Genomic DNA, 14,816 nt, shown 5'->3' with positions numbered 1-14,816 from the left:
TCTCATTGATAGTCAATATTAAATCTTAAGAAGATGACAAATCACTGATGTCAGGGGGTTGTTTAATTCAACTTTAACATTATATTTGCATAGAACCAGAATCGTGGGCATAGAACAGATTCTTATCACACTTAAAACTTCCTATTATAGCATAAACTCTACACTATTTTACCTACAACAGACTTGAATTAAGTCGGTTTCTTTATTATAAACCCGCTATTGTAGACGTTTATGCAAATAATGTACAAACTCAGCGACGAGCAATTAATTACCCTCTTCAAAAAAGGGCATTCCTCTGCATTGGAAGAACTGGTGCAAAGGCATAAAGACAAGCTCTATACCTCTATCGTATTATTAGTCAAGGACTCATTCCTGGCTGAAGATATTTTTCAAGACACTTTCATTAAGATCATCGATACTATCCGGGCAGAGCGTTACACGGAGAAAGGGAAATTCCTTCCCTGGGCAATGCGCATCGCGCATAACCTGTGTGTAGATTATTTCCGTAAAATCAAGCGTACCCCGATCATCAAAACCAGCGATGACAAGGACATCTTCAATGTACTGAGTTTCAGTGAAAGCAGTGCAGAGGAGAAGCTGATTACACGTCAGAGCCATGACCGTGTGCGTCGTATGCTTGATATGCTGCCGGAAGAGCAACGCGAAGTGATCATTCTTCGTCATTACGCTGATCTGAGCTTCAAAGAAATTGCTGATCTCACGCAGGTGAGTATCAATACCGCATTGGGTCGTATGCGTTATGGCCTGATCAATCTCCGGAAGATGATGACGGATAAGCAAATTTGTTTGTAATCCTTTCTTGCTTGCCATACAACGGGCGACCGGTTTTTATGATCGATCGCCCGTTATTTTACAATGGCTGCGGAGAGAATAAAGTAATAGTTGGGGTAAAATCACCTACCCTATGAAAACCTAAGTAGCGACCGTAGTCAATGAACTACGGGGATTTTTACTATTGCTACTACCTCTTACATATTTTCGAAGATCATAGCGGCTCCCTGTCCTACTCCCACACACATGGTGGTAAGACCATACTTTACCCCCTGCCGGCGTTTCATTTCATGGCCCAGGGTGCCTACGATCCTTGCTCCTGTGCATCCCAGCGGATGCCCCATGGCAATGGATCCACCATTTACATTGATCTTAGCCTGGTCCAGTCCTAAGTCCCGGATACAAGCCAATGCCTGTACAGCAAAGGCTTCATTTAGTTCTATCAGGTCCAGCTGACTGGCACTGATCCCTGCTCTCTTCAATGCTTTTTCTGTAGCCGGTACGGGGCCTATACCCATTATGGCCGGATCTACTCCTGCTACTGCCATAGATTTCACCTGCATGAGCGGTGTCAGGTTATATTGCTTCAATGCTTTTTCAGATACGACAAGTACCAGGGCCGCACCATCGTTGATACCGGCGCTGTTACCTGCAGTTACGCTACCCTCTTTAGCAAATGCCGGGCGCAGGCCTGCCAGTTTTTCCAGCGAAGTCTCACGGGGGTGTTCATCATTAGTAATAACTACCTGTTCCTGTTTGTTGGGCGTAATGGGTACGGGAATGATCTCCCTTGGCCAGATGCCCGCATCCAGGGCAGCCTTATATTTTAACTGGCTGGCGAGGGCGAATTCGTCCTGGGCCTCGCGGGAGATCTGCCAGCGGGTAGCGATATTTTCCGCTGTTTCGCCCATGGAATAGGGGTAGTACATGTCGGCCAGCTTCTTGTTGGTAAAGCGCCAGCCTATGGTAGAGTCTACAATTTCCGTTTTTCGGCTGTATGCGGCATCGGGTTTGGGCATCACAAGGGGGGCGCGGGTCATACTTTCTACTCCGCCGGCCAGGTATACATCTCCTTCCCCACACATAATTGCCCTGGCAGCATCCATCACCGCCTGCATACCGGAGGCACAAAGCCGGTTTACGGTATTGCCCGCTACAGACACTGGCAATCCTGCCAGTAAAGCCGCCATCCGGGCCACATCCCTGTTATCTTCCCCTGCCTGGTTGGTGGCCCCGGCTATTACATCTTCAATGTCTGCCGGGTCTACAGTGGGATTTCTTTCCATGATCGATCGGATAAGGAGGGCCAGCATATCGTCAGGCCTGATAGTGCTCAGCACCCCGCCATAACGGCCGATTGGGGTACGCACTGCGTCTACTATATAAGCAGCTTGCATTGCTTGGAGGATTGCTTTGGTTATAAAAGGTTGTAAATGTAGGGGATTTTTGGAGGATTAAATTTACGTACCTTTGTACATTAATACCGACTGCCGTAAGGCAGACATTATCTCAAATAAAGGGTCAGGAATGAAATCGGGCAAAACGAATATCCGGCAGCTGAGTCTGTCGGAGTTACAGGAATACTTCGGGTCTATAGGGGAAAAGCCCTTCCGGGCCAAACAGGTGTATGAGTGGCTGTGGCTCAAACATGCAACCAGTTTTGACGGAATGACCAACCTTTCCAGGGAGCTACGGGCCAAGCTGGAAGAATACTTCACTTTACCTGCCGTACAGGTGGACACCACCCAACATAGCAATGACGGCACCATCAAAAGTCGCTTCAAATTACATGACGGTCACCTTGTAGAAGGAGTACTTATACCTACTGATACCAGACAAACTGCCTGCGTATCATCACAGGTAGGCTGCAGCCTGAGCTGTAAATTTTGTGCTACCGGGTACATGGACCGTAAACGCAACCTCGAATTCGATGAGATTTTCGATGAGGTAGCCCTGTTGAACGACCAGGCGATGGGTGCTTATGGCAAGAAACTGAGCAATATCGTATTTATGGGTATGGGTGAACCCCTGCTGAACTATAAAAACGTGTTGGCGAGTATCGAGCGCATCACCAGTCCGGATGGTTTGGGGATGTCTCCCAAAAGAATTACTGTATCTACAGCAGGTGTAGCCAAAATGATCCGCCAGTTGGGCGACGACAAGGTGAAATTCAACCTCGCCCTGTCCCTGCATGCTGCCAATGATGAAAAACGCAGCCAGATCATGCCTATCAATGAGACAAATAACCTCAAAGTATTGATAGAGGCACTTAATTATTTCTACAAACAAACACAGAACCAGATCTCATTTGAATATATACTGTTCAAAGACTTCAACGACTCCTTAAAGGATGCCGATGAGCTGATCCGCATCTACAGACAGGTGCCGGCCGATCTGGTTAACATTATTGAATACAATCCTATCTCCAATGCCCGCTTCCAGAAACCGGAAGAAGAAGTGGCAGATGCTTTTATGGATTACCTGGCTAAACACCGGGTCAATGCCCGTCTCCGCCGCAGCCGTGGTAAAGATATAGATGCGGCTTGTGGTCAGCTGGCAAATAAAGGCTGATCTCCTCTTCTTAAATTTTAAAAACTGACAGATGAAGAAAAAAACACCTGCTAAAAAAGGATTCGCTCCTTTTAAGGAAAATAAATCAAGGGCAAAGGGAGATGATTCCCGCCCGGGAAAACGTAGTGCGGCTAGTGGTCGTCCTCCACGCAAAGACAATGATGGCGAAGGTTTCCGTGGTCGTAAGAGCGATGGCGAAGGTTTCCGCCCGCGTAAAGATGATAGTGAAGGATTCCGTGCTCGTAAGAGTGATGGAGAGGGTTTCCGCCCGCGTAAGGATGATGGTGAAGGATTCCGTGCTCGTAAGAGCGATAGCGAGGGTTTCCGCCCGCGTAAAGATGATGGTGAAGGATTCCGTGGCCGGAAAAGCGATGGAGAGGGTTTCCGCCCGCGTAAAACCGAGCGTCGCCCTGTAGGGAAAGACGAAAACGGTGATCCACTGCCTGCATTCAAAAAGAAAGAACATACAGACGGCGAAGAATCAAAAAGCCGCAACAGGATAAAAGCAGTTCAAAAAACGGCGAATGGCAGAACGCCATTTAAGCCTAAACCAGGTGGCGATCGGGATGGCAAACCATCTTTCAAATCGAAGTTCGGTGCTGACCGTGATAATGAAAGGCCTTCTTTTAAATCAAAGTTCGGTGCGGATCGTGACAATGACAGGCCTTCTTCCAAATCAAAGTTTGGTGCAGACCGTGATAATGAAAGGCTGTCTTTCAAATCAAAGTTTGGTGCTGACAGTGACAATGAAAGGCCTTCTTTCAAATCCCGGAGCAATGCAGACCGCGATGACAGCGCCTTCCATGGCACTGAGCGCAGTGGCAAAAGAGGCAAAGACGAGCGCGACACACCTAGTGGCTTCAACCGTAAAAAATATTTCGATAGCGCTAACGAACGCTTTGCTGCTAAACAGGATCGTAAAACTGCTGCCAGAAAAGCACGCAATAGCGATTCTTTCAGCAAGAAAAGCGACAAAGACGAAAATACCGTCTCTATCGAAGGCGAAATGCCGCTGAACAAGTACATCGCCCATTGTGGCCTGTGCTCCCGTCGTAAAGCGGTAGACTATGTAAAAGAAGGTAAGATCACTGTAAATGGTAAAGTGATCACCGAACCGGCTTTCAAAGTAACCAGGAAAGACGAAGTGAGCATCCTCGGTAAGAAGATGCACATCCAGAAAAACCTGGTGTACATCCTCCTGAACAAACCAAAAGGTTACATCACCACCACTGACGACCCCGAAGGCCGTAAGACCGTGATGGAACTGATCCAGGATGCTACCGAAGAAGAAAGAGTATACCCTGTAGGTCGCCTGGACCGCAACACCTCTGGCCTGCTGCTGCTGACCAATGATGGTGAACTGGCTCAGAAACTCTCCCATCCTAAGCACAACATCCGCAAGATCTATCATGTAGGTCTGAACAAACCATTGACCAAAGCACACTTTGAAGCGATCCTCGCTGGTGTGGAACTGGAAGATGGTATTGCACATGTAGATGTACTGGGTTATGTGGACAATGCGGATAAAACTCAGATTGGTATCGAGATCCATAGCGGTAAGAACCGTATCGTTCGCCGTATTTTCGAACACCTGGAATATGAGGTGGAGAAGCTGGACCGTGTGACCTATGCCGGATTGACTAAAAAGAATATCAACAGGGGCAGCTGGCGCTACCTGACAGAAAAGGAAATCATCCTGCTTAAGCATTTTAAATAATTCAGGGTAGCCTGCCGGGCAGGTGGGATCAGCTCTGTCAGTTCCGATTCCAGCACTAAAAGCCCCTGGCAAACAGTGTAACCTGGTAATGTGAGAATGAAATTATTCAGCTTAAGCATTTTAAATAAACTATGCGCATTAACGACCTGATTATAAAAGAAACGCCGGACTATGTGATCATCAATAAACCGGCAGGCGTGCTGACCATTCCGGACAGGCACGACAACCAGCTGTCCTCTGTACAGGGGCTGCTGAAAAAGCATTTTGGCAACATCTTTACCGTGCACAGACTGGATAAGGATACCAGTGGGGTGATCCTCTTCGCTAAAAACGAAGCCGCCCACAAGTATTACTCCCAGGCATTCGAAGGCAGGAATGTACAGAAGTTCTACCTGGGCCTGGTGAACGGACAGCTGATACCAGCTACCGGTACCATTGAGGAAGCCATTGCAGAGCACCCGATTACAAAAGGTAAGATGGTGACTGCTAAAAAAGGAAAACATGCCCATACGGACTATGAAGTACTGGAAGCATTTGGCCTGTACAGCCTTGTAAAACTCCAGATCCATACCGGCCGTACCCACCAGATCAGGGTTCACATGAAGCATATAGGCCACCCGATTGCGGTAGATGAAATGTATGGTACTAATACCCCTATTATGCTGTCTGCTATCAAGAAAGGCTATAAGCTGGGTAAGCATGATGTGGAAGAACGCCCATTGCTGAGCCGCCTGGCCTTACATTCCTTCCAGCTGCATTTTACTGATCAGCAGGGACAGCCGCAGGTAGCAGAAGCGCCGCTGGCGAAAGATATTCAGGCGGTGGTAACGCAGTTGCGGAAGAATAGCGGGATTGTGCCGAAGTTGACGCTGTAAGTGTTTTGATTTTTTGAAATATCGGGGCTGCTCTGACAAGGGCAGCCTTTTTTTGTTTGGGTGAATGGGTGGATGGAATCGGGGATTGGGAAATTAGAAGGGAATGCCTTTCCTGCTTTTAAAATATGGACAGGCATAAAAAAAACGGGGAGAAATCCCCGTTTCGTAAAAATCAAAAACCAACCATTAAAAATTCTTATCAATAAAAACCTGACCCACTGGGTGGGCAGGTTTTAAAAGTTTCTTCTGTAAATATCGCCTTATTTATTGGGCTGAGGTGTTGTTCTCAGATAAGGCTTAATAATCTTGTGGCCTTTAGGGAAGCGGGCAGGAATATCCTCCGTTTTCACAGCGGCTGTTACGATCACATCTTCACCATCCTGCCAGTTTGCCGGGGTAGCTACCTGATAGTTAGCTGTCAGCTGCAGGGAGTCAATTACGCGCAGTACTTCGTGGAAGTTTCTTCCTGTAGAAGCCGGGTAAGTGATGATGAGTTTTACTTTTTTGTCCGGGCCAATGATGAACAGTGACCTGACAGTGAAAGTTTCAGAAGCATTTGGGTGGATCATATCGTACAGATCAGCCACTTTTCTGTCTTCATCTGCGATGATAGGGAACTCCACTTTGGTGTTCTGAGTTTCGTTGATATCATTGATCCAGCCGAGGTGTTTATCCACGGGGTCAACACTGAGTGCAAGCACTTTAACGTTACGTTTGGCGAATTCATCTTTCAACGCCGCTGTCCTACCTAATTCGGTAGTACAAACCGGGGTATAATCAGCAGGGTGAGAGAATAATACTCCCCAGCTATCACCCAGGAACTCATAAAAATCTATATCTCCGATCGATGTTTTTGCCTGAAAGTTTGGTGCTATATCTCCGAGTCTTAAGCTCATATCTATTCTTTTTACGGTTACGCTACCAAAAATAGTTATTTCCTACAAATATTATAGACTTTGCTGTTAAATTTTTGAAAATAAAGGGCTGCGGAACTTTTTTAGAGGATAAATGGTAGCTGCAAGGGGAATATCAGCCAGCTGCAGGCAAATTTCCAAAGCACTGTCTGCCGTTTCCACCCGCAAAAATCCCTGCCTGAGAAACAGGCAGGGCTGAGGTCATAACAAACAACTGAGAACAAAGGTATTAGGGATAACACGCTTGAACGTTTGCAACAAAAATCATAGGGGTCGGGATTCGGGTTTTTCGAGGGTAGTTTGAGAATATGTTACATCACTCTTTGAGAATAGGTCTTTGAGAAAAGATCTGTCGGAAAAAGCCTTTCGGGAAAGCTTTTCGGAAGATCTTTCGGAAAAGGTTTAAACCGCTCTGGCTGGCAATATGCTTATATCGTTCTTTCTTTCCATGCGTAATAGGCAAGGGTATACTTAAGATCATCTACCAGATCCGCTTTCTGACGGGCACCATCCTCGTCGAAATCCAGCTCCAGATAGCCCAGATACAGTTCATAGCTCATATAAAGCATGTCCATGCACTGTCCTATCTTCTTATCATACTGGGTATTCTTAACGGGGATGGCCGGGGTCACCTGCTCAATATAGTAGCATTCGCCGTCAGTATATTCGATCCACGTTCCCTGGTCACGGAAGCCAGGGCGGGATAATAAAAAGTTCATATTGTCAAACACAACCGCACTGCCCAGTTCCGCCTCCAGGTCGATGATTTCCGGTATCTGCTGCATATCTTCCAGCTTCTTCACAATGGTCATCTGCACGGCATCATTCCTGTCCTGCACATAGCGCAGCATCGTGTTAAGCACTTCGTAAGTGGTCACAAAGTCGCAACGGGTCCAGTTATCACCCTGCTGCAGATTACCCCACATAGTGATATAGTTGGAATCATCGAGGATGATCTGGCCTATTGATATCGCAGGGCATGTATTTACTGAAGACGTTGTTTTTAACTGTTTCATATACATCTCGTGTTATTGACAATACAAAAGTAGCAGCACCACGCGCAGAGGATTTGCGTACCGATAAAATCAATTTCATTAATTTTAGCACCTAAATAATTTTGCATGCCGAAGAATAAGGATGCTGTTTCTCGTTATCGCTGGATTGATGAGCGGTTGCGAAATAAACGTCTGAAAAAACCCACCCTCGATGATCTTATAGAGTTTGTCTCCCGAAAAATGGACAAAAGCATTTCCGTACGTACTATTCAAAAAGATATACAGGATATGCGCCATGATCCGGAACTGAACTACAATGCCCCTATTGTTTACGACAGGGCAAGTGGTACATATGCATATGAAGATGAGACCTACTCTATAAACAATATTCCCATCGAAGAAGCAGACCTGGAAGGCCTGGAGATCGCTATTGGTATACTGGAGCAGTTCCGTAGCCTGCCCGTGATTGAGCAGTTTGAAGATGCGATCCTGAAGATAGCCGCCAGCCTGAAACAAAACCGTGAAGTGTTAGAGCACAAAGGCCTGATCCGCTTCTCGCGTGCCACTCAGTATAAAGGTGCATCGCATATACCTTCGATTGTAGACGCTATCAAAAACCTGGATGTGATCAGGATCTCCTACCAGAGCTTTGACCGCAATGAGCCAAAAGAGCACTGGGTAGAGCCTTATCACGTCAGGGAATATCAATCCCGTTTCTACCTGGTAGGTAAAAGTCAGAAAGCGAAAGGTGGTACCCTGCTGACCTTTGCACTGGATCGGATATTGGATCTGTGGCCGACTGACAAGAAATTTGACGAGAAGAACTTTGATGATGCCAGCTATTTCCAGCATGCTATTGGTGTGACAGTGCCGCAGGGTGAACCAGAGAAAGTAGTCCTTTCTTTTACACCGCATCAGGGTAAGTATATCAAGACACAGGCTATCCATCCTTCACAACAGGTGGAATCTGATACGGCTGATGAATGCCGTATCTCTATCAATGTGGTGATCAATCATGAGCTGACGATGCTACTGCTGAGTTACGGCGCAAATGTAAAGGTGGTTCAACCTGCACAGCTGGCGGAGAAGATAGCAGCAGAAGCAAAAGCAATGTTAGAACGTTATTAAATTAAAATCATGGCACAGCACTTCCAGATCTCTGGCAATATCATAGACATTCCTGCACAACGCATTTACCCCGGCACCATACAGGTCACCGATGGAAAGATCAGCAGTATCAGCGAAGACCAGGGTACTTATCAGCAGTATATTTTACCAGGCTTTGTAGATGCACATGTGCATGTGGAAAGCGCGATGCTCACGCCTTCGGAATTTGCACGGCTGGCCGTGGTGCATGGTACAATAGCTACAGTATCTGATCCGCATGAAATTGCAAACGTATGTGGCGTGGAAGGTGTGAAATACATGCTGGATAATGGAAAGACAGTGCCGTTCAAATTCTGCTTCGGCGCACCTTCCTGTGTACCTGCTACCATCTTTGAAACAGCCGGGGCGACTGTTACTGTGAGCGATGTGGAAGCCTTACTTGCATTGCCTGAAGTATTATATCTCACAGAGATGATGAACTTTCCCGGCGTGCTGCATAATGATCCGGATGTAATGGCTAAGATTGCTGCTGCAAAGAAAGTAAACAAGCCCGTAGATGGCCACGCACCAGGCCTGAGAGGCGATGCAGCAAAACAATATATCGACGCAGGCATTAGTACGGATCATGAATGTTTTACTGCCGAAGAAGCGCTGGATAAACTGAAGTATGGCATGAAGATCCTCATCAGGGAAGGTAGTGCTGCCAGGAACTTCGAAGCATTGGTGCACCTGTTGCATGCGCATTCTGATAACATGATGTTCTGTAGTGACGACAAGCATCCTGACAACCTGGTGGAAGGACATATCAATGTGCTGGTGCGGAGAGCATTGGCACATGGTGTAGATCTCTTCAAAGTATTGCGTGCAGCATGTATCAACCCTGTAGAGCATTATAAGATCCCGGCGGGATTACTGAGAGTAGGTGATGCAGCAGATTTTATTGTTACCAACGATCTTCAGCAATTCAACATCCAGGCGACTTATGTAAACGGTATCCTGGTAGCCAAAGACGGGAAAACGCTGATAACAGCACCTGTAGCACCGGTGATCAATAATTTTGACTGCAAGCCGGTCTCTATAGAAGACTTACGTATAGTGGTTGAAGGTAGTACTGCAAAAGTAAAGGTCATCGAAGCATTAGATGGTCAGCTGATCACGAATACATTGATAGAAGAATTGCCGGTCCTTGATGGTGCACTGTACAGCAATGTAGAAAAAGATGTATTGAAACTGGTGGTGGTGAACAGGTATAATCCTGCTCCTGTGGCACTGGCGTTTATTAAGCGATTTGGATTTAAACGTGGTGCCATTGCATCTTCTGTGGCACACGACAGTCATAATATTATTGCGGTAGGTGTGGATGATGAAAGCATTGTGCAGGCTATCAATTCAGTGATTGCATCACAGGGTGGTGTGAGTGTGGCCGATAATGGCGAAGTGCGTGTATTACCTTTGCCTGTAGCCGGATTGATGAGTAACCTGGATGGGTATACTGTGGCAGAGCAGTATAGTCAGCTGGATAAGGCAGCGAAGGGATTGGGGAGTGAGCTGGGCGCACCGTTTATGACATTGTCATTTATGGCACTGCTGGTGATCCCACATTTGAAATTGAGTGACAAAGGATTGTTTGATGGAGATGTATTTGCCTTTACGCCATTAGTGCAATAAAAAAACAACCCGATTGACTTTCACCTTCGGTAAAAGTCAATCGGGTTGCCAGGGCCTGCGCCTGCGGCAGGCTAAAAAGAAATTTCAACTACCCCGTTAGTTGCTCCAGAGCGCTCCACCCACGCTATCGCGGTCTGCACCCGTTACAGATGCAAATGCATTTGTTTCCTGTCTCCATCTCAAAGTCCCCAGCAATGCAATCATTAACCCTGTTCTGAATGTCAGCGTCTGCTCGTCAGGCTGTGTTACTTTCAAACCTGATGCTTTGATTGCCTCTACCAGGTAGCTGTTATGTGCACCCCCGCCTGTGAGCAGCACCTCTCCTCCTTCTCCGCCAATCAGATTCACCGCCTTCGCTATCTGGGCAGCAATATGTTTCGTATAGGTATTCAACTTACCCTGTGTTGACAGCTGATGCCCCTGAATCAGGGGCAACACGGTAGTGGTACCAAACTTATTTGTCAGTGTTTTTGGATAAGGCTGTGCATAATATGACAAGCCGTTCAGCGCATCCAGCAGTTGCTGATCGGTAACTCCGCCAGCAGCCAGCTTTCCATCTTCATCATACGCACGACCCAATGTTTCCGCCAGTGCATCCAGCACATAATTGCAGGGACATACATCAAATGCTACCAGTTCTCCATCTTTCTGCGCGGAAATAGTGGCATTCTCTCCCAGGTTCACCCTGTAAGCCAGGTTAGGGAACAACAATTGCTCTGCTACCGGCAATAAAGGTGCACCTTTACCACCCAGCGCAACATCCATCGCCCGGAGGTCGCTGATCACGGAGAGACCTGTCACCGCCGTAATAGCCGCACCATCGCCCAGCTGTGCCGTCATCTTCTGAGAAGGCATGTGGAATACAGTATGACCATGCGTGGTGATAAAATGTACCTGGTGATCAAAACCATGGGTAGCTATAAAATCATTTACCGCTTGCCCGATATAATGCCCGTATTCACTATGCAGCAGAAAATAATCTCTTGCAGGCAGGTTCGCTGCATTTGACAGTTTTTCCTTCCAGTCTTCTGTATATGCTTTACGCTCAGCGGCTTTGATTTCATACGTCCACTTGCCTCTCACCTCTGTCAAACCTACAAACACCAGGTCCAAGCCATCAAGTGAGCTACCTGAAGTAACTCCAATTACATTGTATACCATGCCCTAAAATTTGTGCAAATCTATACGATATTTTTTTCCCGGGGATTATGGAATCTATACCCTGACCAGCATCATGAAGCAGATTAAACCATTTGACTATGCTAAAGTACCTATTCCTGTTGCTGGCAGGGCTTATTAATATCCAGGCGCAGGCCCAGCGGATCCTGACCGGAATTGTCAGCGATACCGACAGCCACCAGCCACTACCCAGTGTATCCGTTAGGATAAAAGGTACTGCACTTGGCACCATTACGAATGCGAAGGGTGAATACCACCTCAGTGCCCCAAAAGGGAATATTACTTTAGTAGCCAGTCTGATTGGTTATACCACTAAAGAAATCCCGGTTGCTGAAAAACAATCCAATATTTCAATATCCCTGGAGCCTTCAAAGTCACAGTTAAGCGAGGTGTTAGTGGTAGGATATGGCGTTACTTCCAAAAGGTATAGTACTTCCGGTTGCGTGTCCACTATCTCCGGAAAAGATCCTGACCATGAAGAATATGACCCTATTGCCGGCAACCGCTTCATGAATGCAGAAGCCCATCCGCTCAGCACTTTCGCTGTGGATGTAGACAGAGCCGCCTACTCCAACGTACGCCGTTTTCTCAACAATGGCGAGCTCCCTCCTGCCGATGCTGTCAGGGTGGAAGAAATGATCAATTATTTTGACTACCAATATAGGCCGCCTGGCGGTAATGACCCGGTAGCTATCTATACAGACATGATGAAATGCCCCTGGGAACCCAGGCACCAGCTGCTAAGAATCGGTGTGAAAGCCATGGAAGTATCGAATGAGAAACTCCCTCCTGCCAACCTGGTTTTCCTCATCGATGTATCAGGCTCCATGGGTGCCCCCAACAAGCTGCCACTGGTGATTCAGTCACTAAAAGCACTCACACAGCAGCTCCGCCCCATCGACCATGTAGCGATCGTCGTATATGCAGGGGCAGCAGGCATCGTATTGCCGTCTACACCTGGTAGTGAAAAGATCACCATCATGGATGCATTGGATAAACTGGAAGCTGGCGGATCCACTGCCGGTGGAGCAGGCATTCAACTGGCATACAACACTGCCGCAGCCGGTTACCTGGAGAATGGCAATAACCGCGTCATCCTCGCTACCGATGGTGATTTTAATGTGGGAATCTCCAGCGAAAGCGAGCTGGAAAACCTCATCTCCGGGAAGAAAGAAAAAGGCATTTTCCTCTCTGTACTGGGCTTCGGTATGGGCAACCTGAAAGACAACAAACTGGAAACCCTGGCAGACAAGGGCAACGGCAACTATGCCTATATCGACACCTACGAAGAAGCCCGCCGTACATTGGTATCGGAGTTTGGCGGCACCCTCTTTACGGTGGCCAAAGATGTAAAACTGCAGGTCGAATTTAACCCTCATTATGTGGGTTCTTATCGCCTGATCGGGTATGAAGACAGAATGCTGAATACTGAAGACTTTGACGATGATAAAAAAGACGGTGGTGAAATGGGTGCAGGCCATACTGTGACTGCATTGTACGAGATCGCAGCTCCTGAAGATGATCACCTGCCCTATGGACTAAAACCCGACCAGGGAGACAGGATGATGACCTACTGGAATGAAGATGCACTAACGGTAAATGTGCGTTATAAGAAGCCAAAATCCAACAGCAGCAGGGTGTTTTCACAGAGAATGCGCTGGAATGTGGTACCTATGAGCAGGGTGACGGACGACTTTAAAATGGCCACTGCTGTCGCTGCATTCGGGATGCTGCTGAGGAACTCAGAATTCAAGGGAAATGCAAGCTACGCGCAGGTCTTAAGCCTTGCTGAGAGTGCCAAAGGACCTGATAAGGAAGGCTACCGGGCAGAATTCATACAGTTGGTCAAAAAAGCCCGGTTACTGAACAATGGTACACCGGCCTATTCCAATGTCATGGCGGATACTGACGATAATTAGCCGGCCTTTCATTCCATTGTTAACCAAAGTATTGCTGAAGGGGGACATTTTTATTAAGCTCGAAAGTGCGCCTTATAGCTTCCGGGGCCGGTGTTTTTCCATCGGCCCCTTCTTTTTTGGATTGAAAAAAGTGGTAATTTGCAGCCATGATAGTAAATCTGAGTAGTACCAATTCACTAGTAGGAGAATGGCTGAGTGAGATCAGGAGCATGGAAATTCAAACTGACAGAATGCGTTTCAGAAGGAACATGGAACGGGTGGGTGAAGTTGCTGCCTATGAGATCAGCAAGACATTGGAATACGAGGAAAAGGAAGTGCAAACCCCCTTGGGAATTGCCAATTGCCGGGTGCTGAAACAACAGCCAGTACTAGCTACCATCCTGAGAGCGGGTTTAGCCCTGCACCAGGGATTGGTTCATTATTTTGACAAGGCCGACCATGCTTTCATATCGGCATACCGCAAGCATAATCATGATGGTTCATTCGATATCAACCTGGAATATGTATCCAGTCCTGTCATCGAAGACCAGATAGTCATCATATCTGATCCTATGCTGGCTACAGGTGCGTCGCTGGTAAAAACTATCGAACATCTGCAAAGCATTGGAAAACCAAAACACATTCACCTGGTGGTAGCAATCGCCTGCACCGTAGGGATCGAATATGTACAACGATATGCGGACAATAACCTGACCATTTGGGCCGGGGATATTGATGATGAGCTCACCGCCAAGGGATACATTGTACCTGGATTGGGTGATGCAGGTGACCTTGCCTTTGGAAATAAACTACAAAATTAAGATCTTACTAAAAATAGTAACAGAAGAGTAACCGGATCTGCCACTACAGGTCCGGTTAGCATTGATTCGAGCGGCTACAGGAAAGAATTCCGGGCCATCTGGTCCGGGTGTGCAGCAATACAGCCAAAATAAGTCAAACCCCGGTTGCCCGGTAGTTTTGTAAGGGAAAAATAAAGTTAATAAACCAATAATTCTGAACGTCTTAGAGGTTTCTCAGTGTTAAAGTTATATAATTTTAATTTGAGATATGACGAGCTTTGTGTACCTTCACATGTAGGC

At 46.9% G+C, this 14,816-nt stretch carries 12 protein-coding genes; 8 read left to right on the top strand and 4 right to left on the bottom strand.

The window, feature by feature from the left end:
- The first annotated feature begins 240 nt into the window (after nt 1-240).
- Entirely contained in the window at nt 241-813 is a 573-nt protein-coding gene (locus tag DXN04_RS11540) for an RNA polymerase sigma factor (protein ID WP_116853514.1), read from the top strand.
- A gap of 176 nt (nt 814-989) precedes the next feature.
- Here DXN04_RS11540 and DXN04_RS11535 read toward each other — a convergent pair whose 3' ends face one another.
- Nucleotides 990-2,189: a thiolase family protein gene (locus DXN04_RS11535; RefSeq protein WP_116853513.1), complete on the bottom strand. Its 1,200-nt coding sequence runs from the start codon at nt 2,187-2,189 to the stop codon at nt 990-992.
- Nucleotides 2,190-2,319: 130 nt separating this feature from the next.
- On the opposite strand from DXN04_RS11535, the gene rlmN reads away from it, so the two are divergent.
- The 3 genes from rlmN to DXN04_RS11520 all read left to right on the top strand — a co-directional run bounded on the left by rlmN (nt 2,320) and on the right by DXN04_RS11520 (nt 5,955).
- The gene (gene rlmN / locus DXN04_RS11530) at nt 2,320-3,363 is read left to right on the top strand and encodes a 23S rRNA (adenine(2503)-C(2))-methyltransferase RlmN (RefSeq protein ID WP_116853512.1); all 1,044 of its coding nucleotides are present in this window, start codon (nt 2,320-2,322) and stop codon (nt 3,361-3,363) included.
- A 31-nt stretch (nt 3,364-3,394) separates the two neighbouring features.
- A complete protein-coding gene (locus tag DXN04_RS11525) occupies nt 3,395-5,080 on the top strand; it encodes a pseudouridine synthase (RefSeq protein ID WP_116853511.1) in 1,686 nt (561 codons plus the stop codon).
- 131 nt (nt 5,081-5,211) lie between these two features.
- Complete coding sequence (locus DXN04_RS11520; RefSeq protein ID WP_116853510.1) at nt 5,212-5,955, top strand: RluA family pseudouridine synthase; 744 nt, start codon at nt 5,212-5,214, stop codon at nt 5,953-5,955.
- A 260-nt stretch (nt 5,956-6,215) separates the two neighbouring features.
- Here DXN04_RS11520 and DXN04_RS11515 read toward each other — a convergent pair whose 3' ends face one another.
- Both DXN04_RS11515 and DXN04_RS11510 read right to left on the bottom strand, forming a co-directional pair.
- Nucleotides 6,216-6,851, bottom strand: a complete 636-nt coding sequence (locus DXN04_RS11515) for a peroxiredoxin (protein ID WP_116853509.1) — start codon at nt 6,849-6,851, stop codon at nt 6,216-6,218.
- Nucleotides 6,852-7,297: 446 nt separating this feature from the next.
- Nucleotides 7,298-7,885: a hypothetical protein gene (locus DXN04_RS11510; protein WP_147319901.1), complete on the bottom strand. Its 588-nt coding sequence runs from the start codon at nt 7,883-7,885 to the stop codon at nt 7,298-7,300.
- Nucleotides 7,886-7,990: 105 nt separating this feature from the next.
- On the opposite strand from DXN04_RS11510, the gene DXN04_RS11505 reads away from it, so the two are divergent.
- Together DXN04_RS11505 and ade are read left to right on the top strand one after the other, a co-directional pair.
- Complete coding sequence (locus tag DXN04_RS11505) at nt 7,991-8,992, top strand: helix-turn-helix transcriptional regulator (protein WP_116853507.1); 1,002 nt, start codon at nt 7,991-7,993, stop codon at nt 8,990-8,992.
- A 9-nt stretch (nt 8,993-9,001) separates the two neighbouring features.
- Entirely contained in the window at nt 9,002-10,639 is a 1,638-nt protein-coding gene (gene ade / locus DXN04_RS11500; protein ID WP_116853506.1) for an adenine deaminase, read from the top strand.
- 96 nt (nt 10,640-10,735) lie between these two features.
- Here ade and DXN04_RS11495 read toward each other — a convergent pair whose 3' ends face one another.
- On the bottom strand, nt 10,736-11,800 hold the full coding sequence (locus DXN04_RS11495; protein WP_116853505.1) for an anhydro-N-acetylmuramic acid kinase: 1,065 nt from the start codon (nt 11,798-11,800) through the stop codon (nt 10,736-10,738).
- 98 nt (nt 11,801-11,898) lie between these two features.
- Here DXN04_RS11495 and DXN04_RS11490 point away from each other — a divergent pair, with 98 nt between their 5' ends.
- Both DXN04_RS11490 and upp read left to right on the top strand, forming a co-directional pair.
- A complete protein-coding gene (locus tag DXN04_RS11490; protein WP_116853504.1) occupies nt 11,899-13,737 on the top strand; it encodes a YfbK domain-containing protein in 1,839 nt (612 codons plus the stop codon).
- 146 nt (nt 13,738-13,883) lie between these two features.
- Entirely contained in the window at nt 13,884-14,537 is a 654-nt protein-coding gene (gene upp / locus DXN04_RS11485) for a uracil phosphoribosyltransferase (protein WP_116853503.1), read from the top strand.
- The last annotated feature ends 279 nt before the right edge of the window (nt 14,538-14,816 follow it).

This window comes from Chitinophaga silvisoli, assembly GCF_003412465.1.
Classification (GTDB): domain Bacteria; phylum Bacteroidota; class Bacteroidia; order Chitinophagales; family Chitinophagaceae; genus Chitinophaga; species Chitinophaga silvisoli.
This window is presented reverse-complemented; position numbering and strand designations above follow the sequence as displayed.

Coding starts and splice junctions, on each gene's coding strand:
- DXN04_RS11540 (WP_116853514.1), top strand. CDS start 241: ATGTACAAACTCAGCGACGAGCAATTAATTACCCTCTTCAAAAAAGGG.
- DXN04_RS11525 (WP_116853511.1), top strand. CDS start 3,395: ATGAAGAAAAAAACACCTGCTAAAAAAGGATTCGCTCCTTTTAAGGAA.
- upp (WP_116853503.1), top strand. CDS start 13,884: ATGATAGTAAATCTGAGTAGTACCAATTCACTAGTAGGAGAATGGCTG.
- DXN04_RS11520 (WP_116853510.1), top strand. CDS start 5,212: ATGCGCATTAACGACCTGATTATAAAAGAAACGCCGGACTATGTGATC.
- DXN04_RS11505 (WP_116853507.1), top strand. CDS start 7,991: ATGCCGAAGAATAAGGATGCTGTTTCTCGTTATCGCTGGATTGATGAG.
- DXN04_RS11490 (WP_116853504.1), top strand. CDS start 11,899: ATGCTAAAGTACCTATTCCTGTTGCTGGCAGGGCTTATTAATATCCAG.
- ade (WP_116853506.1), top strand. CDS start 9,002: ATGGCACAGCACTTCCAGATCTCTGGCAATATCATAGACATTCCTGCA.
- DXN04_RS11510 (WP_147319901.1), bottom strand. CDS start 7,885: ATGAAACAGTTAAAAACAACGTCTTCAGTAAATACATGCCCTGCGATA.
- rlmN (WP_116853512.1), top strand. CDS start 2,320: ATGAAATCGGGCAAAACGAATATCCGGCAGCTGAGTCTGTCGGAGTTA.
- DXN04_RS11515 (WP_116853509.1), bottom strand. CDS start 6,851: ATGAGCTTAAGACTCGGAGATATAGCACCAAACTTTCAGGCAAAAACA.
- DXN04_RS11535 (WP_116853513.1), bottom strand. CDS start 2,189: ATGCAAGCTGCTTATATAGTAGACGCAGTGCGTACCCCAATCGGCCGT.
- DXN04_RS11495 (WP_116853505.1), bottom strand. CDS start 11,800: ATGGTATACAATGTAATTGGAGTTACTTCAGGTAGCTCACTTGATGGC.